This window comes from Euzebyales bacterium, assembly GCA_036374135.1.
Lineage (GTDB): Bacteria > Actinomycetota > Nitriliruptoria > Euzebyales > JAHELV01 > JAHELV01.
The window spans coordinates 91,260-115,093 of record DASUUK010000024.1 but is presented as its reverse complement, the minus strand read 5'-3'; the positions used below and the strand labels follow the sequence as shown (position 1 = coordinate 115,093).

Sequence of the window (23,834 nt, the reverse complement as noted above, 5' to 3'; positions counted from 1 at the left end):
TGACGACCGCCGCGCCGTACGGCACGAGTCGCCCACGCGTCAGCTCAGCACGCGGCGGCACCACTGCCTGAGGGGCTGGTCGTCAGGTTCGCCGGCCCACATGGTGGCGGCCCAGCGCCGTGCGGCGACCACGGCACGGTCGAGGCCGACGTCAGCGACCCACGCCCGCGCGGTCGCGCGGTCGGCGTCGACCGCGGTCGGTGTGATCTCGGGCGCCAGGTAGGCGACTGCGAGCAGCGGGTCGAGATCGGCGATGGCTCCGGCGGTCAGGCCGCCGAAGTCCAGCACGGCACTGATCCGATCGCCGTCGGCGAGCATGTTGCCGAGGAACGCGTCGAGGTGGGCCACGACCGGGCGGTCCGCGGGCGGCAGGACGGCGAGCAGGTCGTCGGTCACGGCCACCGGATCGATCCCGGCGAACGCCGGCCCGCCCCGCGCCAGTCGGGCGCCCAGGCGCGCGACCGACCACGCGCGGAACGTCTCCGCCGTCGGCGCGTCGCCGATGATCGGCCCGAACCGGCGCAGGGGGCACGGCAGTGTGGCGATGCGGCGGGCCACCTCCAGGTGGTCGCGCACCAGCGCGGCCCGGTCGGTGCCGTCCGCATCGAGCACGTCCAGGGCGTCGCGACCCGGCAGGCGCCGTTCCACGCTGACGCCGCGGCCCGCGATGACGTGCTGCTCGAGGACCCTGGGGAGCGCGACGCCGATGTCGCCGCCGGCGAGGTCGTCGAGCAGGCGTCGCCGCTGGCGGAGCATGGCGAGATCGGTCCCCGGGTGTGACAGGCGCACCACCCGCTCGTCGTCGAGCCCGTACACCCGTGCCTCTCCACCGCGCCCGAGCAGCGCCGACTCGTCGACGCCGAAGTGGGCGAGCACCACCCGGTCCTCGCGACGGACCGCAACGTCCGCGAGGCGTGTGAGGAACCGGCGCGGGCCCTCGACCGCAGCGCCGCAGGCCTCCACGCGTGCCCGCAGCCGTCGGTCCGCAGTCACGACCACCATGGCGGTGGGATCGGTCGCGGCGGCCACGGTCGTGGCGATCTCGTCGTCAGCCGCGTCGGGTCGGCTGGTGTGGGTGAGCCGGACCTTCACGCCGTACCACATGCCCTCGCGGACCCGTCCCGAGGGGTGGCCGTCGACGACGACCAGCACGTCGTCGTTGATCGTCGCGCGCCACCGGACGATCTCGTCGACGATCCGGGCAACCGCACCGGACCGGTCCCGCCACCAGCCGTCCGGTCGCGTCCCGACCACGTTCAAGGCGTCGATCACCCACGTACGCGTCCGCCCGTCGTCTGCGTCGGCGGATCCGCCGGTGTCCATCGGTCAGTCGCCCGCCGCCAGGACCACCGCTTCGCACGGGCCCAGCCAAAGCTCGCCGCCGACGCTGCCGGTCCGGTCGGCGTCGGTCGAGCGCAGCACGTCGTGCTGGCCGCCGAGCGTCAGCGTGCGGGGCGCGTCGGCGAACGACATGGCGACCACGGTGTGCTCGTCACCGTCGCGCCGCACGTAGGCGAACACGGTGTCGTCGACGTGGAGCCGCTCGTACGCGCCCGTGCGCAACGACGATCGCGCACGCCGCAGCGACAGCAGGTCGCGCACCAGGTGCAGCTCGGACGCGGGGTCGTCGCACTGCGCGTCCACGTTGCGCGTCATCGCGTCGTCGGTCAGCGGCAGCCACGGCGTGACGTCCGGCGGGCAGAACCCGGCGTTGGGCGAGCCATCCCACGGCATGGGCGTGCGCTCGGGATCGCGGCTCTCGTCGGGTACGTGGCGGCCCCACGGATCCTGCATGCGGTCCGGCGGCACGTCGGCGTCGCCCATCGCGAGCTCGTCGCCGTAGTACAGCACCGCCGTGCCGCGCGCCGTCAGCAGGAACACGAGCGCCTGGCGCGCGAAGCGCCGACCGGTCCTGGTCGGGAACCGGGACTTGTCGTGGTTCGACAGGATCCACGACGGCCAGGCGAACGCCGGAGTGGTGTCCTCGACGTCGTCGACCAGCCCGGCCAGGTCGGTGGCGGTCCACGACAGATCGACGATGGTGTGGAAGTTCAGCGGCAGGTGCAGCTCGTCGTCGTCGCCGTAGTAGGCGACGAGCTCGGGCGGGTCCAGGTTGACCTCACCCGCGAGCAGCCGTGGCGGATCGTCGAACTCCTCGACCGTGCGCCGCAGCAGCCGGTGGATCTCGTGGACCTCGTGCCAGTTGCGCGAGTAGTGCTCGGTGACGCGGCGGTACCCGGGCATGCCGTCGCGGTGGTCGGGGTCCGGCGGGTTGTCGCGCAGCCGCTCGTCCTTGACGATGCGGTGCGCGACGTCGACGCGGAACCCGTCGACGCCGCGGCGCATCCAGAAGCGCAGGACGTCGCACATCGCCCGGCGCACCTCGGGGTTCCGCCAGTTCAGGTCCGGCTGCTCCGGCAGGAACGTGTGCAGGTACCACTGTCCGGTCGGCTCGTCGAACGTCCAGGCGGGACCGCCACCGAACCGGCTCATCCAGTTGTTCGGCGGCCCTCCGTCCGGCGCCGGGTCACGCCAGACGTACCAGTCGCGGCGCGGGTCGTCCCGGGACGATCGCGACGCCCGGAACCACGCGTGCCCATCCGACGTGTGGTTCGGTACGAAGTCGAGGATGACCCGCAGGTCGCGCTCGTGTGCGGCGGCGACCAGCGCGTCGAGGTCGGCCAGCGTGCCGAAGTCGGGGTGGACGTCGGTGTGGTCGGCGACGTCGTAGCCGAAGTCGGCCATCGGCGACGGGTAGATCGGCGACAGCCACAGCCCGTCGACGCCGAGCCAGGCCAGGTGGTCGAGCCGCGCGGTGATGCCGGGCAGGTCACCAATGCCGTCACCATTGCCGTCCGCCCAGCTGCGTGGGTAGATCTGGTACAGCACGGCATCGCGCCACCACTGCGGCCCGCTCACGGCACGGTCCTCTCGTCGGTGGATGAGCTCCCGCTGCCAGCGTTGACCGGCGGGCCAGGTCCGAACCGTCCGACCCGACGCGCGGCCGGGCGGCGATCCGCCGCCAGTTCGCTAGGATCGTTGCGATCACGACTCTTTTGTAGATCTCTACCTTTTTGCGGGAGCCTTTCATCGTGACTGCCCTGAACCCGCCGCACGGCGGCACGCTCGTGAACCTGCTCGTCGACGACGCACGAGCGCTCGAACTGCGCCAGCAGGCCAAGGACTGGCCGTCCTGGGATCTGACCCCACGTCAGCTGTGTGACCTCGAGCTGCTGCTCGACGGCGGGTTCTCACCGCTGCGCGGGTTCATGACCGAGCGCGAGCACGCCAGCGTGTGCACCGACATGCGCCTGCCCGACGGCACCCTGTGGCCGATGCCGATCACGCTCGACGTCGATGCCGAGACTGCCGAGGCGCTGTCGGAGGGCTCGGCGCTGGCGCTGCGCGACGCCGAGGGCGTCATGCTCGCCGTGCTGCACGTCGCCGACGTGTACCAGGCGGACCGCGCGGCCGAGGCCGAGGCGGTCTTCGGGACCTCCAACACCGAGCACCCGGGCGTCGATCACCTGCTGCGCCGCTCGCACCCGTGGTACGTCGGTGGGACGATCGAGAGTGTGCAGCGCCCGCTGCACTACGACTTCACGGACCGGCGGATGACGCCGGCGCAGCTGCGCGAGCGCTTCGCGGACCGTGGATGGGACCGTGTCGTCGCGTTCCAGACCCGCAACCCGATGCACCGCGCGCACCAGGAGCTGACCCTGCGCGCGGCGAAGGACGCCGACGCCGCGCTGTTGATCCACCCCGTGGTCGGCATGACCAAGCCCGGTGACGTCGACCACTACACCCGTGTGCGGTGCTACGAGGCGCTGCTCGAGACCTACCCCGAGCACATGGCGGACCTCTCGCTGCTGCCGCTGGCAATGCGCATGGGCGGCCCCCGCGAGGCGCTGTGGCACGCGATCATCCGCAAGAACTTCGGCTGCACCCACCTGATCGTGGGTCGCGACCACGCGGGTCCCGGCAGTGACTCGAGCGGCACGCCGTTCTACGGGCCCTACGACGCCCAGGAACTGCTGCGAGCGTACACCGAGGAGCTGGGCATCGAGATGGTGCCGTTCCGGCTGATGGTGTACCTGCCCGGTGAGCAGCGGTACGCGCCGATCGACGAGGTGCCCGAGGGCACTGAGACCGCGTCGATCTCGGGCACGCAGCTGCGCGAGATGCTGCAGACCGGCGAGGCGATCCCCGAGTGGTTCACGTTCCCCGGCGTCGCCGAGGAGCTGCGCCGGACGCACCCGCCGCGGGACAAGCAGGGCTTCACCGTCTTCTTCACAGGGCTGTCGGGGTCGGGCAAGTCGACGATCGCCAACGTGCTGCAGAGCAAGCTGCTGGAGATCGGTGGCCGCTCGATCACGTTCCTCGATGGCGACCTGGTGCGCAAGCACCTGTCGTCCGAGCTCGGCTTCTCCAAGGACCACCGCAACCTGAACATCCGCCGCATCGGCTACGTGGCGTCCGAGGCCACCAAGCACGGCGGCGTCGCGGTGTGCGCCCCGATCGCGCCCTACGCCCAGACGCGCCAGGACGTCCGTGACATGGTCGAGGCCGGTGGCGGCTTCATCCTCGTGTACGTCGCGACCCCGCTCGAGGTCTGCGAGCAGCGCGACCGCAAGGGCCTGTACGCGAAGGCGCGCGAGGGGATCATCAAGGAGTTCACCGGCATCTCCGACCCGTACGAGGAGCCGACGGACGCCGAACTGGTCATCGACACCACGACCTGTTCGGCCGAGGAGGCCGCGGCCGAGATCATCGGGTACCTGCGGGCCGAGGGTTACCTGGTCGGAGGCTGACCGGATCCCGTACCGGGTGTGGGCGCCGTGGGTCGTGATCGACCAGCGGCGCCGCTGCTCGGGGCGACGACCGTCAGTCGTCCTGCTGGCCGGCGCGCCGGCGGTCTCAGGAAAGCTGCTGCACGGCGTCCGCGAACTGACCGGCGGTCGCGTCGTCGAAGCCGACGAGGACGACATCGCGGACGCAGCGCGTGCCCTCGGCCAGCCAGGTGGCGCACGCGTTGGCGATCACCGCGGTCGCCTCGGCCGGTGGATAGCCGAAGATCCCGGCCGAGATCGCTGGCAGCGCGACGCTGGTCGCGCCGTGACCGTCGGCGGCGTCGAGGGCCGCGCGCACCGCTGCGGTGAGCAGTCCCGCGTTGTCCTGGTCGGGCCGGTGACGCGGACCGACGACGTGCACGAGCGAACCCGCCCGCAGCTGCCCGGCCGTCGTGAGCGCCGCCGTGCCCGGCTCCAGAGGACCGTGCCGGCGCACCCATGCGTCCGACTCCTGCTGGACCTGCGGCCCGCCCGCGCGCGACAGCGCCGCCGCGACGCCACCACCGTGCGCCAGGTGTTCGTTGGCGGCGTTGACGACGGCGTCCACTGGCAGCGACGTGATGTCGCCACGGACCACGCGCAGCACGCCCTCCCCGATCTCCCGCCGCTCGCGCTCGTCGTCCGTCACCATCGACCACCTCGCCGTGTCATGCTCGCCGGAGCGTCACACCGACCGCGCCGTCTGCCCGGATCGGCCCGTCGCATGTCTACCCTGTCAGTCAGCGGCAATGCTGGATCGCGGGAAGGGCCCCCCGTAGTGGCGACCACCGGACACGACACCGTCCTCGTCATCGACCTCGGCGCGCAGTACGCCAACGTCATCGCGCGCCGCGTGCGGGAGCGGCACGTCTACTCCGAGATCGTGCCGCACGACATCTCCGCGGCGGAGCTCACCGCCCGCGCGCCATCGGGCGTCATCCTGTCCGGGGGGCCCGCGTCGGTCTACGCCGACAACGCGCTGCGCGTGGATCCGGGCCTGTTCACCGCGGGCATCCCCGTCCTGGGCATCTGCTACGGCCACCAGTTGCTCGCGCAGGCGCTCGGCGGCGAGGTGACGCGCACGGGTCGCGGGGAGTACGGGCGGACGGCGCTGCGCGCCGACCCCGACAGCGTCCTGCTGGCCGGTCAGCCCGCTGCGCAGACGGTCTGGATGAGCCACGGTGACGCCGTCACCCGCGCGCCCGACGGGTTCCGCGTGATCGCGCACACCGACGACACACCGGTCGCGGCGATCGAGGATCCGCACCGCGGCCTGTACGGCGTGCAGTACCACCCCGAGGTGAGCCACACGCCGTTGGGCGGCGTGGTGCTCGACACGTTCCTCGCGCGCACCGGCGCACGCCGCACGTGGACCGCGCACTCGGTGATCGCCGAGCAGGTCGAGGCCATCCGTGCGCAGGTCGGCGGCGCCAGGCTCGTGTGCGGGCTGTCGGGCGGTGTCGACTCGGCGGTGGCGGCGGCGATCGTCGCCGACGCGGTGGGCGATCAGCTGACATGCGTGTTCGTCGATCACGGGTTGCTGCGCCACGACGAGCGCCGCCTGGTCGAGGAGGCGTTCGGCGCCTACAGCGACAGCCGGCTGGTGGTCGTCAAGGCGGCGGACCGGTTCCTCGAGCGGCTCGCCGGCGTGACCGACCCGGAGGCAAAGCGCAAGCGGATCGGCGCCGAGTTCGTCCGCGTGTTCGAGGAGGCCGCCCGCGACCACGCCGGCGACGCCCGGTTCCTGGTCCAGGGAACGCTCTACCCGGACGTCATCGAGTCCGGCGCCGGCTCGGCTGCCACGATCAAGAGCCACCACAACGTCGGTGGGCTCCCCGACGACATGGCGTTCGAGCTGGTCGAGCCGCTGCGCTGGCTGTTCAAGGACGAGGTGCGCCGCGTCGGCGGGGAGTTGGGTCTGCCACCGGAGATCGTGTGGCGGCAACCGTTCCCCGGGCCCGGACTGGCGGTGCGCATCATCGGGGAGGTCACGGCGGAGCGACTCGCGATCGTACGCGCCGCGGACCATGTGGTGCTCGACGAACTGCGCCGGGCCGGACTCGACCGGGCCGCCACCGGCCGGGCGGGTGACCATTCCGACACCGATGCGCCGGACCACGTGTGGCAGTCGTTCGCGGTCCTGCCCGACGTCCGGGCCGTCGGCGTGCAGGGCGACGAGCGCACGTACGGCTACCCGATCATCGTCCGGGCGGTCACCAGCGAGGACGCCATGACGGCCGACTTCGCGCGGCTCGACTGGGACGTGCTCGAGCGGATCGCGAACCGCATCGTGGGCGAGGTCGATGGCGTCAACCGTGTGGCATACGACATCACCTCCAAGCCACCTGGCACAATTGAATGGGAATGACAGTGTGAGCACGCGGCGGTTGGCAAGGATGCGCTCGGCGCGGGATCGTGCGATCACCCCGGACCCGGTGTTCGTGTCGCCGCAGTACGGCAAAGCCGGAGCGTGGCGCGGACGATCCCGCGTCATGCTGCTGGTGGCGGCCGTCTGCCTGCTCGCGGGCGTGGTCCTCGGCGCCGCTCCCGCGGCGGACGCGCAGAGCCGGTCACAGACCTACGACGAGGTCGACATCGACGCGCAGCTGCGCTCGGATGGGTCGCTGCGCGTCGTGGAGCGCCGCACGATCGACTACCGCGGGTCGTGGAACGGCGAGCTGTACCAGCTGCCCCTGCGCGACGGGCAGCAGGTCACGCTCAACGCGATCCGCGACGACCGTGGCACCACGTACCGGGCCGGCTCGTGCTCGCCGGACGGGGCCCGTGAGCCCGGAGCCTACGAGCTGCTCGGCGACGAGGATCAGTTCGAGGTCGCGTGGTGCTGGCAGCCGCCACCGGTCGACGAGGTCCGCACCGTCACGCTCGACTACACGGTCACGAATGCGGGCGAGCGGCACGCCGACTCGTCCGAGCTGTTCTGGAAGTGGGTCGGAGAGGGCTGGGATGCGCCGACGGCGCGCCTCGTCGCCGACGTCGAGCTGCCCACGTCGCAGGACCTGCAGTTCTGGGCCCACGGACCACTGACCGGCACGGTCGAGGAGACCGAGCCCGGGGTCGTGCGCACCGCCGTCGAGCAGTTGCCGGCCAACACCTTCGTCGAGCTGCGGGTGCTGATGCCGCAGGACGCGCTGGCCGACGCGCCCAACGACGGCCGTGCGGTGCGCGAGGAGATCCTCGCCGAGGAGGGCTGTCTCGCACGACAGGCCAACGCCGAGCGGGCACGCGCGCGTGGCGAGGAGCCGACCGACGACTGCGATCCCGACGCCGGGTTGAAGCTGGCCCTGACCGGGGCCGTCGGGCTGCTGCTCGTCGGTGGTGGTGCCGGATGGTGGCAGCTGTTCCGCACCCACGGGCGCGAGTACGCGCTGCCGCCTGAGCTCGCCGACCTCGAGTACGAGCACGACCTCCCGAGCGACCACACGCCGGCGCACGTCGACTACCTGCTGCGCTGGGGCTCGGTCGGCGAGACGGCACTGACCGCCACGGTGCTGGACCTGGCCCGTCGCGGGCACGTCCGGCTGCGGCGCGAGATGGTCACGACCAGCCGCACGCTGCGGCCCGACGTCGAGGAGTCCGTGACCTACTTCGAGCGCCGCTCGGAGCCCGAGCGCTCATGGGAGCAGGAGGTCATGGAGCTGCTGTTCGACCGCGCCGCGCGCGGCGGGCGGACGGTCAGCGACACGCAGCTCAAGTCGTGGGTCAACGACCACCGGCAGGACGCCTACTCCTGGTGGCAACGGTGGACGTCGATGGTCGCGGCAGACACAGCCGGGCAGCGTTGGATCGAGTCGCACGGGTGGGTCGGCGCATCGATCGCGCTGGGGCTGGCCATGATCGCGGCGGGGATCGCAGCGGCGCTGTACGGCGCGAACCTCGTGGTGGTCGGCCTGACGGTCGCCTCCGGGATCGGCGCGGTCGCGGCGAGCCCGTTGATGCGCCGGCGCACACCCGAGGGGCGGGTCCTCGAGCACCGGTGGCGGCGGTTCGGCGCCTACCTCACGGACTACAGCCTGATCCCCGAGCGCGGACCGGAGTACCTGGCGCTGTGGGGGCACTGGCTCGTCTATGCGGTGCCGTTGGGCGTCGCCGAGACCGTCGCCCGCAACCTCGAGACCAAGCTGTCGGAGGCGGAGCTCGAACAGGTCGGTGGCGGCTGGTACCCGATGATGTACTACCACGGCCACCTGTACGGCGGGTTCGACAGCGGGCTGTCCTCGGTCGCCGCGGCGATCCCGACCAGCGCGATCGCCTCGTCGCCGCAGTCGTCGTCGGCGGGCGGCGGTGGTGGGTTCTCCGGTGGGGGCGGCGGAGGTGGTGGAGGCTCCGGTGGCGGCGGGTTCTGACCGGGGATGTGCCACGCGGTCGGCGCGCGTGTCAAGGCGCGTCACCGGGGATACCGTCGCCGGTCGTCACGATCACCCCGGAGGTCCGAGGTCCGCCTGCGTCGCGTTGACCCATCCGTCCCCGGCATCACCCGCCGGGGACGCGGTCGTGGCTTCGAGTACTTCTGGCCGTCCGGCGAGAAGGTCACCGATCCGGACGTGATCGACCGGCTGCGGGACCTGGCGATCCCGCCGGCGTGGCGCGACGTGTGGATCTGTCCCCACGCCAACGGTCACCTGCAGGCGGTCGGCGTCGACGACGCCGGGCGGCGTCAGTACCTGTACCACCCCCGATGGCGTCAGCAGCGCGACCGCATCAAGTACGACCACATGCTCGACTTCGCGCGTCGCCTGCCGGATCTGCGCGGGTACTGCGTCGAGGTGCTCGACGGTCGGGACGGTCTCGATCGCGAGCGCATCCTCGCATGCGCGGTGCGCCTGCTCGACCACGGGTTCTTCCGCATCGGCACCGAACGCGCCGTCGACGAGGACGACGCGGTCGGACTGACGACGATGCACAAGGATCACGTCGCGATCCGCGGGGGCGACACGGTCGAGTTCGACTACCCGGCGAAGGGCAGCAAGCGCCGCGTGACGTCGCTGGCCGACCCGTCGGTCGTCGAGGTCGTGGGCCGCCTGCGTCGCCGACGGTCCGGCGGGTCCGAACTGCTCGCCTACCGCGACGGCGACCGCTGGATCGACGTCACCGCGGCCGACGTGAACGAGTTGATCAAGCAGCACTGCGGCGAGGGGGCGTCCGCCAAGGACTTCCGGACGTGGAACGCGACGGTCATGGCCGCCGTCGCCCTGGCGGTCAGTGGCCCGGTCGAGGCGGCGACGCGCAGGAAGCGTGCGACGGCGCGTGCTGTCCGCGAGGTCGCGCACTACCTGGGCAACACGCCCGCCGTGGCACGTGCCTCCTACATCGACCCCCGCCTGTTCGACCGCTTCGACAGCGGCTGGGTGATCGACGTCGCGCACATCGCCGAGGACCACGCCGGGTTCGGCATGCCCGCCTACCAGGGCGAACTGGAGCGCGCGGTGCTCGACCTGCTCGACGACCGGACCGACGCCGCGGGCGTCGTCCGGGACGTCGCGCTCATCACCGGGCTGGCCGGCGAGGAGCGCGACGCGAGCTAGTCGGTGCTGCCGTTCGCGGCGTCCGCGTTGAGGCGCCGCAGCCAGTTGCGCTCGTCGTTGGACAGGACGCCCGCGTAGGCCTCCTCGACGGCGAGCGCAGACACGACGTTGCTCGGCAGCACGGCCCAGCCGGCCAGTGCCGCCTCGGTGCGCCGCAGCACCTGCTCGGCGGTGGCATCCCAGGGCGCCGCGACCGACGCGCCGGCGCGCAGCGTCTGCCGGTACGACTCGATGTCGCTGCGGATGATCAACGCGATGATCGCGACCTGTTCGTGCTGGGCGCGGATCTTGCTCAGGGTCTCGAGATCCTGCGGCGAGCGCACGGTCAGGACGACAGCCTCCAGCCCACTGGGCGGATCGCTGTCGATCTGCTCATCGGGGTGCTCCCATTCCTCGACATCGTGACCCGCCTCGCGCAGCACCAGCGCGAGGCCGCGACGGTAGATCGGGACCGGATCGGCAACGGCGATCATCTAGCTACCTCCCGCGGGATCACCGCGCTCGACGCGGTGCGTACGTGAACCGTGCGTCAACAGTGTCGACGTACGCACACCGCAACGCAGCCTGATCTTTCGGACACGTTGAGTACACATTGAGGCTGTGAAGCGCCGTGCCTGACCTGCGCCATCCGGCGTCCGTGGGCAGTGCGCCCCGCTGTGGACCGTCGCACGGTGGATCATGGGCGCGCCCTACACTCGCTGGAGCCCATGACTTCCACGCCACCTCTGTATGTCGACCCGTCCGCCGAGTTCGTCGAGGGGTTGAACCCGGCACAGCGTGACGCCGTCCTGCACGCCGGTGGACCCCTGCTGGTGATCGCCGGTGCCGGATCGGGCAAGACCCGCGTGCTCACGCACCGGATCGCGCACCTCATCCGCGACCGTGGCGTCAACCCGTACGGGATCCTGGCGATCACGTTCACCAACAAGGCCGCGTCGGAGATGCAGCAGCGGGTGGCCGGGCTGGTCGGTGACCGCGTCGTCGGCATCACGCGCGACGCGGACGGCAAGGTCCGTCGCCGACGGTGGGGTGGCATGTGGGTGTCCACGTTCCACGCCGCATGTGCCCGCCTGCTCCGCACCGAGATCCCGCGGCTGGGCTACGAATCGTCGTTCACGATCTACGACACCGACGACTCCCGGCGCCTGCTCGCCCAGTGCATCGACGAGCTCGGGCTCGACCCCAAGCGGGTCACGCCGCGCGCGGCGGGCGCCATGATCTCGAAGGCCAAGAACGAGCTCATCGACTTCGAGACCTACGCGCAGCAGGCGCAGGACTGGTACGCGCAGCAGGTGGCGCAGGTCTACCGGCTCTACCAGGACCGCCTGCAGCGGGCCAGCGCGCTGGACTTCGACGACCTGCTGACCAAGACCGTCGAGCTGCTACAGCTGTTCGACGATGTGCTCGCCCGCTACCAGGCGCAGTTCCCCCACGTCCTGGTCGACGAGTGGCAGGACACCAACCACGCGCAGTACGTGCTGGTGCAGATGCTGGCGTCCGAGCACCGCAACCTGGCGGTCGTTGGCGACGCGGATCAGTCGATCTACCGCTTTCGCGGCGCGGACATCCGCAACATCCTCGACTTCGAGCGCGACTTCCCCGACGCGACGCGCATCACCCTGGAGCGCAACTACCGCTCGACGCAGACCATCCTGGACGCCGCGAACGCGGTGATCGCCCACAACACGCAGCGGCTGGACAAGAAGCTGTGGACCGACGTGGGCCAGGGCGAGCAGGTCGTCCGCTACACCGCGGAGAACGCCCACGACGAGGCGGCGTTCGTCGCTGAGGAGGTCGACCGCCTGGTCGACGGGCACGGCTACGAGCCGGGCGACTGCGCGGTGTTCTACCGGACCAACGCGCAGTCGCGTGTGCTCGAGGAGGTGCTGATCCGCACCGGCACGCCGTACCAGGTGATCGGCGGCACACGGTTCTACGAGCGCCGCGAGATCAAGGACATGCTCGCGTACCTGCAGCTGCTCGTGAACCCCGCCGACGACGTCGCGGCGCGCCGCGTCGTGAACGTGCCGCGCCGCGCGATCGGGGCGAAGACCGAACAGGTGCTGTCCGACGTCGCGCTGCGTGAGCGCATCACGTTCGTCGACGCGTGCCGCCGCGCCGTCGAGCACCCGCAGCTCGGGCCCCGGGCGGTGAAGGCGGTCGGCGAGTTCGTCGCCGTGCTCGACACCCTCGGGACCGCGGTCGACCAGCAGCCGCTGCCCGAGCTCGTCGAGCTGGCGTGGACCGCCACCGGGTACGTGTCGGAGCTGGAGGCCCAGCGCACGATCGAGGCGCAGGGTCGCATCGAGAACGTCAAGGAGCTGCGCAGCGTCGCGGAGGACTTCGTGTCGCTGCAGCCCGACGCGACGCTCGCCGAGTTCCTCGAGCGCATCGCGTTGGTCACCGAGGCCGACGCGCTCGACGACGGCGAGGAGCAGTCCCGGCTGGTGCTGATGACGATGCACAACGCCAAGGGCCTCGAGTACCCCGTGGTGTTCGTCATCGGCATGGAGGACTCGGTGTTCCCGCACCACCGGGCGCTGTCGGATCCCGACGAGCTCGAGGAGGAGCGCCGGCTGTGCTACGTGGCGTTCACCAGGGCCCGTGAGCGGCTGTACACGACCAGCGCGTGGAGCCGCACGCTGTTCGGGGCCACCAACGCCAACCCACCGTCGCGCTTCCTCAAAGAGCTCCCGTCCGACCTCGTCGACATCCGGCGTGACCAGGGCGGGCCGAGCCGCCGGGTCGTGCAGCGGGAGCAGGACGAGGACGACGGCGACGAGTTCGCCGTCGGCATGCGGGTGATGCACCCGCGCTTCGGCGAGGGCCGCATCCTGGAGCTGTCGGGGATGCCGGGCAGCCAGGAGGCGATGATCGCCTTCGACGAGTCGGGCACCAAGCGCCTGGTGCTGACCTACGCCCCGCTCATCCGCGTCTGACTAGGACGGGGCGGCTGCGCGGGCTCGCCGCCGATGCTCTGTACGCGGCCGTGTTCCATGGGCCGTTCCTGACGCCGACGGTGGTGCGGGCGGTGGCGACGGGCGGCCGCGTCCGCGAGAATCAGACGGCGGTCGGCTCCTCGAGCCGCGCGAGCAGATCGCCCAGCACCGAGCGCGACAGCAGCAGCGACAGGTGCCCGATGTCGCGGATCCGCACGTTCGTCGCGTCGAGCCCGGGGGTCGTCAGCTTGGCGCTGACCGCCGGGGTCACCATGAAGTCCAGATCGCTGTAGTACGAGATCCAGCGTGCGAGTCCCGGCCGCGCCGAGCGTTCCAGCGCCGTGAGGTACGCCGAGCCCGGTCGGCACTGCTCGACCGCCCGGCCGAACCCGAGCCACGCGTTGTAGGTCCCACGGTGCGGCGTGCCCATCGTGACGACGGTGTCGACGAACCGGTGACCGCCGAGTTCCTGCACGTACTGCCGTGCCACCAGACCACCCATCGAATGGCCGACCAGTACACACGTGCCGGCGCTGGCGTGGTCCACCGCACCCTCGACGACGGCAGCGAGGTGCCGCGCGACCTGGTTGAGGTCGCTGCTCACCGACGGGTACTCGAACGTGTGGACCGGACCCAGCCCGGCTCGGCGCAGGGCACGCTGCATCAACAGGAACGCGCTGCGGTTGTGCACCCAGCCGTGGACCAGGATGACCGGGCGGCGGGGGACCGACGCCTCCGGCACGTCGTGACGGAACGGTAGCGGCGGCACGAGACCGAGCGGGTACGTCGTGGCGTGCACCGACGTGAGCAGCATCTCGCGCATGAGGCCCATGTACGACCGGGGGCGGACCAAGCTGCGCAACGCGGCGCTCGCCTGTCGCTGCAGCGCTGTCGCGAGGGACGTGCTGATGGGGGCGGCTGGTCCGGGCGGTCCGGACGCGGGTGTGTCCTCGGTTGTCTCAGGCTCGCTCGTCACCGGCGCCTCGCAGCTGGTGTGCGCCCCCCTCGTTGCTCAATGGTCGCACGCCGGACCGTTTCCGCCAATGGTGGGTGACGCCTTTGCCGAGGTGGTTGTCATTTCACCGCAATCTTCGCGTGGTTCGGCAACCACCTCGTGCTTCGCCCGCCCACCTCGTGCTCGTCCGCCCACCTCGTGCTCCATCCGCCTACCCCGTGCTACGCCCACTCACCTCGTGATGCGTGTCGGCAGGTGGTTGTCCTTCGGCGGGGTGGTTGTCCTTCGTCGGGGTGGTGGGCGTCAGAGCGCGGGCAGGCCGGTGCCGGCGTCAGAGCGCAGGCAGACCGTGACGGCGTCAGAGTGCGGGACAGGTGAGCGGCTCGTCCCTGGGGGTCGGGGCGAGGCGCGTCCCGTCCGCCTCGGCGTCGACGTAGAGGACGCCGTCGTGGACGCGGGCGGGCAGCCGCGCCAGCGAGTCGCCGGTGCCGGCGATCAGCCGGCCGTCGGGCAGCCAGACTCTCTCGCCGTCGACCATGACGCGCTTCCGCGTCGCACACCACGTCGCGTCGGCGGCCGGTGCGGCGAACACGCGGACATCGCCGGCGGCGCGGAGCACGAGCACGTCGCGCCCGTCGTCCAGCGACAGCTCACCGGCTCCGCGCGCGTCGATGTCCGACAACGCCCCTACCGCCTCGAACGGGGCGCCCGGTGGCCCCGACCGTGACAGGAGCAGCAGGACGCCCGCGAGCAGGACCAGGACCCCGGCGACGACCGCGGCGACGGCCCACTGCAGGCCCATCGGCTCGCGCAGGATGATCTTGCGCGCACGTTTGGCGGCCCGCGGTGGCAGGTGGCCACGCGGGCCGTACTCGGGTTGCTCGCCGGTCACGGCGCGGTCATCCGGGGGCATGCAACGCCCAGGCTATGCCGGTCGCGTGGCCGTTTGGCCCCCGCGGGCGCCGGCTATCCTCCACGTCGGCCGGCCGTACCGGGCGCGTCGGCCGATGTCGGTCGGAAAGGACGTCGCGTGGCGGTCCGGGTGCTGGTCGCCAAACCAGGCCTCGACGGTCACGACCGCGGGGCCAAGGTGGTCGCGCGTGCACTGCGCGACGGTGGGTTCGAGGTCGTGTACACCGGCCTGCACCAGACACCGGAGCAGATCGTCGAGGCCGCGCTGCAGGAGGACGTGCAGATCATCGGCCTGTCCATCCACTCCGGTGCCCACATGACACTGTTCCCGCGCGTGGTCGAACTGCTCGAGCAACGCGATGCCGGCGACATCGTGGTGTTCGGCGGTGGCATCATCCCCGCGGACGACATCGCCGAGCTCAAGCGGCGCGGTGTCGCCGAGATCTTCACACCAGGCTCACGCACCGACGAGATCATCGCGTGGGTCCGCGAGCACGTCGACGACCCCGCCGACGTCAGGTGACACCGCTGCACGGTTCGCGCGGCGTCAGCCTGCGCATGATGGCGACGGGTGGGTGCCGCCACGGGCGCGACCGGTCACGCAACGCCAAAGGACATCACTGTGAACCTGATGGAGTACCAGGGCAAGGAGCTGTTCCGCTCGCTCGGCATCCCGACGACGCCCCGGGGCGAGCTGGCGCGCACGCCGGAGGAGGCGCGCGGACACGCTGAGCGCTTCGGCGTCCCGGTCATGGTCAAGGCGCAGGTGCTCACGGGCGGGCGCGGCAAGGCGGGTGGTGTCAAGTACTGCGCGGACGCCGACGAGGCGCAGGAGCAGGCCGAGCAGATCCTGGGCCTCGACATCTCCGGCCACACTGTCGAGAAGGTGCTGATCGAGCCCGCCAGCGACATCGCCGAGGAGTACTACCTCTCGCTGCTCCACGACCGGTCCAGCAAGGGGTACAAGGTCATCGCCAGCGTCGAGGGCGGCGTCGAGATCGAAGAGGTCAACCGCACCCGGCCCGAGAAGGTCCTCAAGGAGGACATCGACCCGACGGTCGGCATCGACCGCGAACGGGCGATCGGCATCCTGACGCAGGCGGGATTTCCCGACGACGTCATCGCACCCGCCGCCGACCTGCTCGTTGCGCTGTACGAGGGGTTCGTGGCGTCGGATGCGACGCTGTTCGAGGTCAACCCACTGGTGAAGACGGCCGACGGCCGCGTCATCGCGCTGGACTCCAAGGTGTCGATCGATGGCAACGCCCTGTTCCGCCACGAGGGCCTCGCAGTGCAGTCGGAAGACACCACGGACGACCCGCTGGAGGCCAGGGCCAAGGAACAGGACCTGCAGTACGTGAAGCTCGATGGGGACGTGGGCGTGCTCGGCAACGGCGCGGGACTGGTGATGGCCACCCTCGACGTGGTCAACCAGGCCGGCGGTCAGCCCGCCAACTTCCTCGACGTGGGGGGTGGTGCCGACGCCGAGAAGATGACCCAGTCGCTGTCGCTGGTGCTGTCGGACGAGCAGGTGCGCAGCGTGCTGGTCAACATCTTCGGGGGGATCACGCGGTGCGACGAGGTCGCGAACGGCATCCTCGCCGCGCTCGACAGCCTCGGCGACGTGCCCCAGAAGCTCGTCGTACGTCTCGACGGCACGAACGCCGAGGAGGGACGCGCCATCCTCGACGACGCCGACCACCCCGGCATCGTGACGGCCGACACCATGGTCGCCGGTGCCGAGAAGGCCGTCCAGCTCGCCGCGCAGACGTGACGCCCGACCCGGCCCCGGGCAGCGCGAGCGGCTGGACACCAGAAGGAGCAACCAGGTGAGCATCCTGATCGACGAGAACACACGGGTGCTGGTGCAGGGCATCGGCAACCAGGGCACCTTCCATGCGCGGCGCAACGCCGAGTACGGCACGAAGATCGTGGCGGGCGTGCACCCCAAGCGTGGCGGCGAGACCTGGGAGGAACTGGACCGCCCCATCTACGGCAGCGCGACCGAGGCCGTCGAGCACGAGGACATCAACACGTCGATGATCCTGGTGCCGGCCCCGTTCGCGAAAGACGCGATCATGGAGGCCTACGAGGCGGGCATCGAGCTGATCGTGTGCCTGACCGAGGGGATCCCGGTCCACGACATGGCGCGGGTCTACAACACGTTCTACCCGCGCGCGGCGGACGGCTCGTTCGCCAAGGAGGGCCGCCCCGTCCTCATCGGTCCGAACTGTCCGGGCCTGATCTCCCCGGGCAAGGCCAACGTCGGGTTCATCCCGGAGTCGAGCACGCGTCCCGGCAAGGTGGGCCTGGTCAGCCGCTCGGGCACCTTGACCTACCAGCTCATGCACGAGCTCAACGCCGCCGGCATCGGGATCTCGACGTGTGTGGGCATCGGCGGCGACCCGATCATCGGGTCGGACTTCATGGACATCATCCCCCGGTTCGCAGACGACCCCGACACCGAGGCGATCGTGTTCGTCGGCGAGATCGGCGGCACCGAGGAGCAGCGCGTCGGCCGCTGGATCCACGAGCACATCCCCGACACGCCGGTCGCGGCCTATGTCGCGGGGTTCACCGCACCGCCCGGCAAGCAGATGGGGCACGCGGGGGCCATCGTCAAGGAGGGCGGTGACGGCGGTGAGACGGCCGCCGACAAGAAGGAGGCGCTGACCGACCTCGGCATCGACGTCGGGATGAACCCCAGCGAGACCGCCCAGCTGATGATCGCCCGCCTCCGGTAACGGCAACGCGGGCACCACCGGCCCGGGCTGTCGTGGTCGATCGACCCGATCGCAGAGAATCTGGTTGTAACAGGCCCATGTTCTGCGATGATGGTTGCGGTCGGGAGCCAGTGCTGCGGAATGTCCCGTTACCGCTGCTCCAACAGCGCCTAGAGGACACGCGGGATGTCGCATCCGGAGTCGACCGCTGACCGCTGGCACGAGCGGCCTGGTCTGGCACGTGCGTACCGGACGTATGCCGTGGTGGGCCCTCTTGTCGCCCTCCTCGGCGTCACGGTCCTGGCGGCGCTGGTCGTCCCGGAGGTGGACGGTCCGCTGGCGGCGGCCGGACGGTGGGTGCTGATCGCGGGGCTCGCGCTCGGAGGCGCTCTGCTGACGGAGCGCGCGCTGCGTCGACTGCTGTCCGTCGCCGCGCTGCTCGACCTGGACCTCGGGTTCCCCCGGGCGACACCGACGCGCATGCGCATCGCCTCGCTGGCGTCGTTGCGGGGTGGCGAGGACGAACTGCGGATGTTGCTGCCCGGCCTGGCCAAGGGCGATCTCGACGCGGCCGCCGAGCACGCGATGATCGCGTACGCCGCACAGATGCGTCAGGGTGGACCTGGCAGGTCACACGTCGGCCGCGTACGAGCGGTCGCTACGCTGCTGGCGCATCAGATGCACCTGTCGGAAGCGGCGCGTGACCGCCTGCAGTGGGCGCTGATCCTGCGCGAGGTGGGGACGCCACCCGATGACCGCTCGCATCCGCAGCAGCCGCTCGTCGCTTGGCTCGGCGAGTGGCGCGCGCTGCTGCGCGGTCCGTTCGTCGGCGCGGCGACGTCGGCCAGCAACCCGTCCGTCGCGATCGGCGCCCAGGCCGCGGCCGTCGCCGACGCCTACGTCGTCGTGACGGCGGCACATCCGTACGAGCGCTCGCTCGCAGGCGGCAGCCGGCTGCCGTTCGAGGCGCTCGCAGCCCACCAGTTGTCGCCGGCGGTCACGCACGCCCTCGAGCGGTTGTCGGTGTCCGACCGCCGCCGGGCGGCCGGACACATCTCGGGCCTGCCGTCGCGGTTCGCGCAGCATGCGCCGACACCGCAGCCGGTCTTCGCGCTGGCGGCGGTGCTCGCCGTGCTGGCGCTGACGATCGGCGGGATCGACGCCGCTCCGACGACCGGCTTGCCCGCACCGGCGCTGGCCACGCTGGCCGAGGTCGGAGCGGCTGCGGACGGGTCCTCAGTGGTGCGGTCCATGCTCGCGTTCCCGCTGGACACCCCGGCGGCCGAGGCCATCGCCGAGATCCTGCCGGACGAAGGAGCCGACGACGAGGACAGCCGCATGCGCCCCGCCGGGAACGGGGATCCGCGCACGGGCAACACCGACCGCCGCCTCGACGCCATGGCCATCGCCATGGTCCAGACGCCTCGACAGGCGGCCGCCTACGATCCCGGCGAGCGCATGAACGGGCCGGTGTACACGGGCTTCACCGGTGTGCCGGCCACCGCCGTGGCCGTGTCGGGCGGGTCGACGACCTCGACCGGGTCGGGATCCGGGACGACGTCGGGATCGAAGTCGACCTCGGGATCGAAGACGACGTCATCGGGTTCCGGCACGACGTCCGGTACGAAGTCCGGCGGCACGACGTCCAGTCCGTCGCCGTCGTCGACACCGACCTCGTCGAGTCCGTCGCCGTCGTCGACACCGACCGCGTCGAGCCCGGAGCCGGAACCAGCCCCGGAGCCCGAACCCGAACCGGAGCCGGAACCTGCGCCGGAGCCGGAACCTGCGCCGGAGCCGGAGCCGGAGCCTGCGCCGGAGCCTGACCCGCCGGCAGCCGAGCCCGGCCCGACGCCGTAGGATCCGACGCGCCAACCGTTCCTCGATCCAGGAGCCAGTGCCGGCGTGCGCGCCACGCGACTTGTCGTCCTCGCCAGCGGTTCCGGCACGAACCTGCAGGCACTGCTCGACGCCGACGACCTCGGCCACGCCATCGTCGGGGTGGTGTCGGACCGGCCGACGGCGACCGCCCTGGAGCGTGCGCGGCGGCATGGTGTGGTGGTCCACGCCGTGCCGATGCGTGCTGACCGGACCGCCTGGGAGCAGGACCTGATCACCCGCGTCGACGGCCTGTCACCCGACCTCGTCGTGCTGGCGGGGTTCATGCGCGTGCTCTCCGGTGACTTCGTCCACCGCTGGCCGACGATCAACGTCCACCCGTCGCTGCTGCCGGCGTTCCCGGGCGCGCACGCGGTCGACGACGCGCTGGCGTGGGGCGTGAAGATCTCGGGCGTCACGGTCCACTTCGTCGACGAACTGGTCGACCACGGGCCGATCATCGCCCAGGAGGCAGTACCTGTGGAACCGGACGACACCGCTGACACGCTGCACGCCCGCATGCAGCGTGTCGAGCACCGCCTGCTGCCCGAGGTGGTGCGGGCATGGTGCGCGGGACGCATCCACCGTGACGGCAGACATGTCAGGATCCGCCAATGACCACGACCGGAACGCTCCGCCCTTCGCGAGCCCTCATCAGCGTCTATGACAAGACGGGACTCGTCGACCTGGCACGCGCGCTGGACGCCGCGGGCGTCGAACTCGTGTCGACCGGGTCCACCGCCGCGGCCATCGCCGGAGCGGAGGTGCCTGTGACGCCCGTCAGCGAACTGACCGGGTTCCCGGAGATCCTCGGTGGACGTGTCAAGACCCTGCACCCCGCGGTGCACGGCGGGATCCTCGCCGACCGCGGCGAGGCGGAGCACGTGGCGACCCTGGACGAGCACGGGATCGCGCCGATCGACCTGGTCGTGTCGAACCTGTACCCGTTCGAGCGGACGGTCGCCGATCCGGCCGTGACCGAGGCGGCCGCGGTCGAGATGATCGACATCGGCGGACCGACGATGGTGCGTGCGGCGGCCAAGAACCACACCCACGTGGCGATCGTCGTCGACCCGTCCGACTACGTCGCGCTCGCCGAGCAGGTCGCCGGCGATGGGATCGATGCCGCGACCCGACGGCGGCTCGCCGCCAAGGCCTTCACGCACACCGCGACCTACGACGCGGCCATCGTGTCCTGGTTCGCGGGGGACGATCCCATGCCGACGACGCGGATCGACGTGTGGCACAAGGTCGGCGATCTCCGTTACGGCGAGAACCCGCACCAACCTGCGGCGTTCTACCGGCCGTCCACACCGCGTGGCCTGTCCGCCGCGCCGCCGCTGCAGGGCAAGGCGCTCAGCTACACGAACCTGTTGGACGCCGACGCGGCGTGGCGCATGGCCACGGCGTTCGACGAACCCTGCGTGGCGATCATCAAGCACACCAATCCCACGGGCATCGCCGTGGCAGACAGCCTGGCGGCCGCCTATCCGCCGGCTCTCGCAGGTGATCCGACGAGCGCGTTCGGCGGGATCGTCGGCTGCAACCGCGAGGTCGACGCCGACACGGCCCGCCAGATCGTCGACGTCTTCACCGAGGTCGTCGTGGCGCCCGGATACGCCCCAGCGGCACGTGAGATCTTCGCGCAGCGCCGCAACCTGCGTCTGCTCGAGGTCACGGCTTCGGATGTGGACGTGGTCCAGGCGCAGACGGTCGTCGGTGGCCTGCTCGTCCAGCGGCCCGACGTGGGGGACGACGAGACCGCCGGGTGGAAGGTCGTCACACGTGCGACCCCGACCGACGAGCAGCGTGCGGCGCTGGCGTTCGCGTGGCAGGCCTGCCGGCACGTCAAGTCCAACGCGATCGTGCTCGCAGCGCAGCGTGCGATCGTCGGTGTCGGGGCGGGTCAGATGTCGCGAGTCGACAGCGTCGAGTTGGCCGTCCGCAAGGCGGGCGATCGCGCGACGGGTGCCGTGATGGCCAGCGACGCGTTCTTCCCGTTCCGCGACGGTCCCGACGCCGCGATCGCCGCCGGTGTCGCCGCGATCGTCCAGCCGGGCGGCTCGAAGCGGGACGCGGACACCATCGTTGCGTGTGACGAGGCTGGCATCCCGATGCTCGTGACCGGCCAGCGCCACTTCCGCCACTGACAGTCGAGCACGGACGGCAGATGGGCACCGGAGCGATCATCATCACAGGTGCGGCGTCGGGGATCGGGCGTCGTGCGGCGGTGCGGCTCGCCGCGTCGGGACGCCACGCGGTCGTCGTGACGCGCTCGGACGCGCGGGCGGAGGCCGTCGTGGCCGCCGGCACCGCTGCGGCTCGTGATGGCGGGCGCGTCACGAGCGTGTCGGCAGACCTCGCGGACCTCTCGGCCGTGCGCGGGGCGGTGGCGCGGATCGTGGACACCGTTGCCATCGATGCGGTGATCAGCAACGCGGCGGTGCTCGCGGTGGCCCGTCGGCAACGCCGGCTGACCGTGGACGGCATCGAGGAGATGTTCGCCGTCAACCACGTGGCGTCGTTCGTGCTGACGACCGGGCTGCTCGAGCACATGGGCGACGGCGCGCGTGTCGTCGTGGCCGGCTCGAAGGGGCTGCTGGCGATGCCGTGGCTGCGGCTGGATCCCGATGACCTCGACAGCCGCCGACGGTGGTCGTCGACCCGTGCGTACTACCGGTCGAAGCTCGCACAGCTGCTGTTCGTCGCCGAGCTACGGCGTCGCGGCGTCGCGGCGGTCGCGCTGCGCATCCCCAGCGTGCGCCTCGACGACGAGCGGCTCGCGGGCTACCCGCGGGCGATGCAGATCGCGTACCGGCCGAAGCAGCGGATGGCCGCCGATCCCGCCAGCGTGGCCGCGTGCTACGTGGAGCTGGCCACGGGTCCCGCACCGGCGGAGGGTCACGTCGACGAACGAGGTCGCGGCGTCGGCTGGCCGAATGGTGCCGACGACGCTGACGTGGCGGGCGGCCTGTGGGGCCGGACCGAGCGGATCGCGCAGCGGGTGGGATGAGCCGACCCGCTCAGCGGTCGGCACGCGCGGCAGCGTCCGCGCGACGACGGTCGGCCGTGTCTCCCGCGGTGGCGACCGCGATCCCGACGAGCACGAGGCCCACCCCACCGAGTTGGACGAGCGACGGCGCCTCGTCGAGCAGCACGATGCCCAGCAGCACGGCGCTGACCGGCTGCAGCAGCAGGAGCACTGACGTGACGATGGCGGGCAGTCGCGGCAGCGCGTACGAGATCAGCAGCCACCCGACCACCTGTGAGTTCAGCGCCAACAGAAGCAACCATCCGTGTTCGGGCCAACTCGGCACGAGGTCGAGGCCGCCCAGCGCGAGACCGGCCACGGCGGCGCCCAGCCCACCTGTCAGCGTCGCGTCGAACAGCACCCCCGCACGATGCCGGCGGTCGTTGTTGCCAGCCCGCAGCAGCAACAGGAAGGCCGCGTAGGCCGAGGCCGCCAGCAGGCCGAGCGCGCCGCCGAGTGCGGGGTCGTCGCCGTACGCGTCCGCGCCGACCACGCCCGAGATCAGCACGACGCCGAGCAGCATCACCGGGACCGCACCGATCGTCGCGCGCGACGGGCGCTCCCCGAGCACGAGCCAGGCGACGAGGCCGACGATCACGACCTGCACGTTGGCGAGCACGGTCGCCAGGCCGGCGCCGACGACGTCGATCGCGTAGTGCCATGCCACGAGGTCGACCGCGAACGCCGTCCCGGCGGCCAGCGACAACCGGCGCTGGGCGGCCGTCCGGGGTCCGGCAGCATGGGTCTCGCGACGTGCGAGCAGTGCCAGCACCGGCAGCGCGTAGACGCAGCGGAAGACCGCGGACGTCGACGGCGCGACCGTGGACAGCCGCACGAAGATCCCCGAGAACGCGATTGCGAACGCACCCAGGGCGCCCAACGCGATCGTCAGCCGCAGCGACCGGCCCGTGACGGGTCGCGGGTCGGGCCGCGGTTGGGGCGCATCGGCGGCGGACCGCTGTGACGACGGAGCGGGTCCGGCGCCGGCCGATGCCTGCCGCGCGCGGCGTGGGGTCACAGTGGATCC

At 71.5% G+C, this 23,834-nt stretch carries 19 protein-coding genes; 12 read left to right on the top strand and 7 right to left on the bottom strand.

Translation table 11 applies throughout. From position 1 onward, the window contains the following. Nucleotides 1-39: 39 nt before the first annotated feature. Together VFZ70_03290 and VFZ70_03285 are read right to left on the bottom strand one after the other, a co-directional pair. Nucleotides 40-1,323: an NYN domain-containing protein gene (locus tag VFZ70_03290; protein ID HEX6254814.1), complete on the bottom strand. Its 1,284-nt coding sequence runs from the start codon at nt 1,321-1,323 to the stop codon at nt 40-42. A 3-nt stretch (nt 1,324-1,326) separates the two neighbouring features. Then, nucleotides 1,327-2,919, bottom strand: a complete 1,593-nt coding sequence (locus VFZ70_03285; GenBank protein HEX6254813.1) for an alpha-amylase family glycosyl hydrolase — start codon at nt 2,917-2,919, stop codon at nt 1,327-1,329. Between the two features lie 173 nt (nt 2,920-3,092). On the opposite strand from VFZ70_03285, the gene VFZ70_03280 reads away from it, so the two are divergent. Beyond that, on the top strand, nt 3,093-4,811 hold the full coding sequence (locus VFZ70_03280) for a bifunctional sulfate adenylyltransferase/adenylylsulfate kinase (protein ID HEX6254812.1): 1,719 nt from the start codon (nt 3,093-3,095) through the stop codon (nt 4,809-4,811). 106 nt (nt 4,812-4,917) lie between these two features. Here VFZ70_03280 and VFZ70_03275 read toward each other — a convergent pair whose 3' ends face one another. Continuing rightward, nucleotides 4,918-5,481 (bottom strand): macro domain-containing protein, encoded by a 564-nt coding sequence (locus VFZ70_03275; GenBank protein ID HEX6254811.1) that lies wholly within the window; start codon nt 5,479-5,481, stop codon nt 4,918-4,920. A gap of 126 nt (nt 5,482-5,607) precedes the next feature. On the opposite strand from VFZ70_03275, the gene guaA reads away from it, so the two are divergent. The 3 genes from guaA (at nt 5,608) to VFZ70_03260 (ending at nt 10,372) form a co-directional block, all read left to right on the top strand. After that, nucleotides 5,608-7,197 carry a glutamine-hydrolyzing GMP synthase gene (guaA, locus tag VFZ70_03270; GenBank protein ID HEX6254810.1) on the top strand — a complete coding sequence of 530 codons (1,590 nt, stop codon included), beginning with the start codon at nt 5,608-5,610 and terminating at the stop codon, nt 7,195-7,197. Nucleotides 7,198-7,321: 124 nt separating this feature from the next. Continuing rightward, nucleotides 7,322-9,193 carry a DUF2207 domain-containing protein gene (locus tag VFZ70_03265; GenBank protein HEX6254809.1) on the top strand — a complete coding sequence of 624 codons (1,872 nt, stop codon included), beginning with the start codon at nt 7,322-7,324 and terminating at the stop codon, nt 9,191-9,193. A gap of 6 nt (nt 9,194-9,199) precedes the next feature. Next, the gene (locus tag VFZ70_03260) at nt 9,200-10,372 is read left to right on the top strand and encodes a hypothetical protein (protein HEX6254808.1); all 1,173 of its coding nucleotides are present in this window, start codon (nt 9,200-9,202) and stop codon (nt 10,370-10,372) included. Here VFZ70_03260 and VFZ70_03255 read toward each other — a convergent pair. Beyond that, on the bottom strand, nt 10,369-10,845 hold the full coding sequence (locus VFZ70_03255) for a hypothetical protein (GenBank protein HEX6254807.1): 477 nt from the start codon (nt 10,843-10,845) through the stop codon (nt 10,369-10,371). The genes VFZ70_03260 and VFZ70_03255 overlap by 4 nt on opposite strands. A 234-nt stretch (nt 10,846-11,079) precedes the next feature. On the opposite strand from VFZ70_03255, the gene VFZ70_03250 reads away from it, so the two are divergent. Continuing rightward, complete coding sequence (locus VFZ70_03250; GenBank protein HEX6254806.1) at nt 11,080-13,311, top strand: UvrD-helicase domain-containing protein; 2,232 nt, start codon at nt 11,080-11,082, stop codon at nt 13,309-13,311. 121 nt (nt 13,312-13,432) lie between these two features. Here VFZ70_03250 and VFZ70_03245 read toward each other — a convergent pair whose 3' ends face one another. Then, on the bottom strand, nt 13,433-14,173 hold the full coding sequence (locus VFZ70_03245) for an alpha/beta fold hydrolase (protein ID HEX6254805.1): 741 nt from the start codon (nt 14,171-14,173) through the stop codon (nt 13,433-13,435). Between the two features lie 451 nt (nt 14,174-14,624). Further along, a complete protein-coding gene (locus tag VFZ70_03240; GenBank protein ID HEX6254804.1) occupies nt 14,625-15,158 on the bottom strand; it encodes a hypothetical protein in 534 nt (177 codons plus the stop codon). A gap of 138 nt (nt 15,159-15,296) precedes the next feature. On the opposite strand from VFZ70_03240, the gene VFZ70_03235 reads away from it, so the two are divergent. The 7 genes from VFZ70_03235 to VFZ70_03205 all read left to right on the top strand — a co-directional run bounded on the left by VFZ70_03235 (nt 15,297) and on the right by VFZ70_03205 (nt 22,789). After that, complete coding sequence (locus VFZ70_03235; GenBank protein HEX6254803.1) at nt 15,297-15,701, top strand: cobalamin B12-binding domain-containing protein; 405 nt, start codon at nt 15,297-15,299, stop codon at nt 15,699-15,701. A 108-nt stretch (nt 15,702-15,809) separates the two neighbouring features. Beyond that, nucleotides 15,810-16,952 carry an ADP-forming succinate--CoA ligase subunit beta gene (sucC, locus tag VFZ70_03230; GenBank protein ID HEX6254802.1) on the top strand — a complete coding sequence of 381 codons (1,143 nt, stop codon included), beginning with the start codon at nt 15,810-15,812 and terminating at the stop codon, nt 16,950-16,952. A gap of 55 nt (nt 16,953-17,007) precedes the next feature. Beyond that, nucleotides 17,008-17,922, top strand: coding sequence for a succinate--CoA ligase subunit alpha (sucD, locus tag VFZ70_03225; GenBank protein ID HEX6254801.1), 915 nt, complete (start codon nt 17,008-17,010; stop codon nt 17,920-17,922). A 165-nt stretch (nt 17,923-18,087) separates the two neighbouring features. Then, nucleotides 18,088-19,758 carry a hypothetical protein gene (locus VFZ70_03220; GenBank protein ID HEX6254800.1) on the top strand — a complete coding sequence of 557 codons (1,671 nt, stop codon included), beginning with the start codon at nt 18,088-18,090 and terminating at the stop codon, nt 19,756-19,758. 45 nt (nt 19,759-19,803) lie between these two features. Then, nucleotides 19,804-20,394 (top strand): phosphoribosylglycinamide formyltransferase, encoded by a 591-nt coding sequence (gene purN / locus VFZ70_03215; GenBank protein HEX6254799.1) that lies wholly within the window; start codon nt 19,804-19,806, stop codon nt 20,392-20,394. Then, on the top strand, nt 20,391-21,926 hold the full coding sequence (gene purH / locus VFZ70_03210) for a bifunctional phosphoribosylaminoimidazolecarboxamide formyltransferase/IMP cyclohydrolase (GenBank protein ID HEX6254798.1): 1,536 nt from the start codon (nt 20,391-20,393) through the stop codon (nt 21,924-21,926). The genes purN and purH overlap by 4 nt, the downstream gene beginning before the upstream one ends. Nucleotides 21,927-21,946: 20 nt before the next feature. Beyond that, a complete protein-coding gene (locus VFZ70_03205) occupies nt 21,947-22,789 on the top strand; it encodes an SDR family NAD(P)-dependent oxidoreductase (protein HEX6254797.1) in 843 nt (280 codons plus the stop codon). 10 nt (nt 22,790-22,799) lie between these two features. Here VFZ70_03205 and VFZ70_03200 read toward each other — a convergent pair whose 3' ends face one another. After that, on the bottom strand, nt 22,800-23,825 hold the full coding sequence (locus VFZ70_03200) for a DMT family transporter (protein ID HEX6254796.1): 1,026 nt from the start codon (nt 23,823-23,825) through the stop codon (nt 22,800-22,802). Nucleotides 23,826-23,834: the final 9 nt, after the last annotated feature.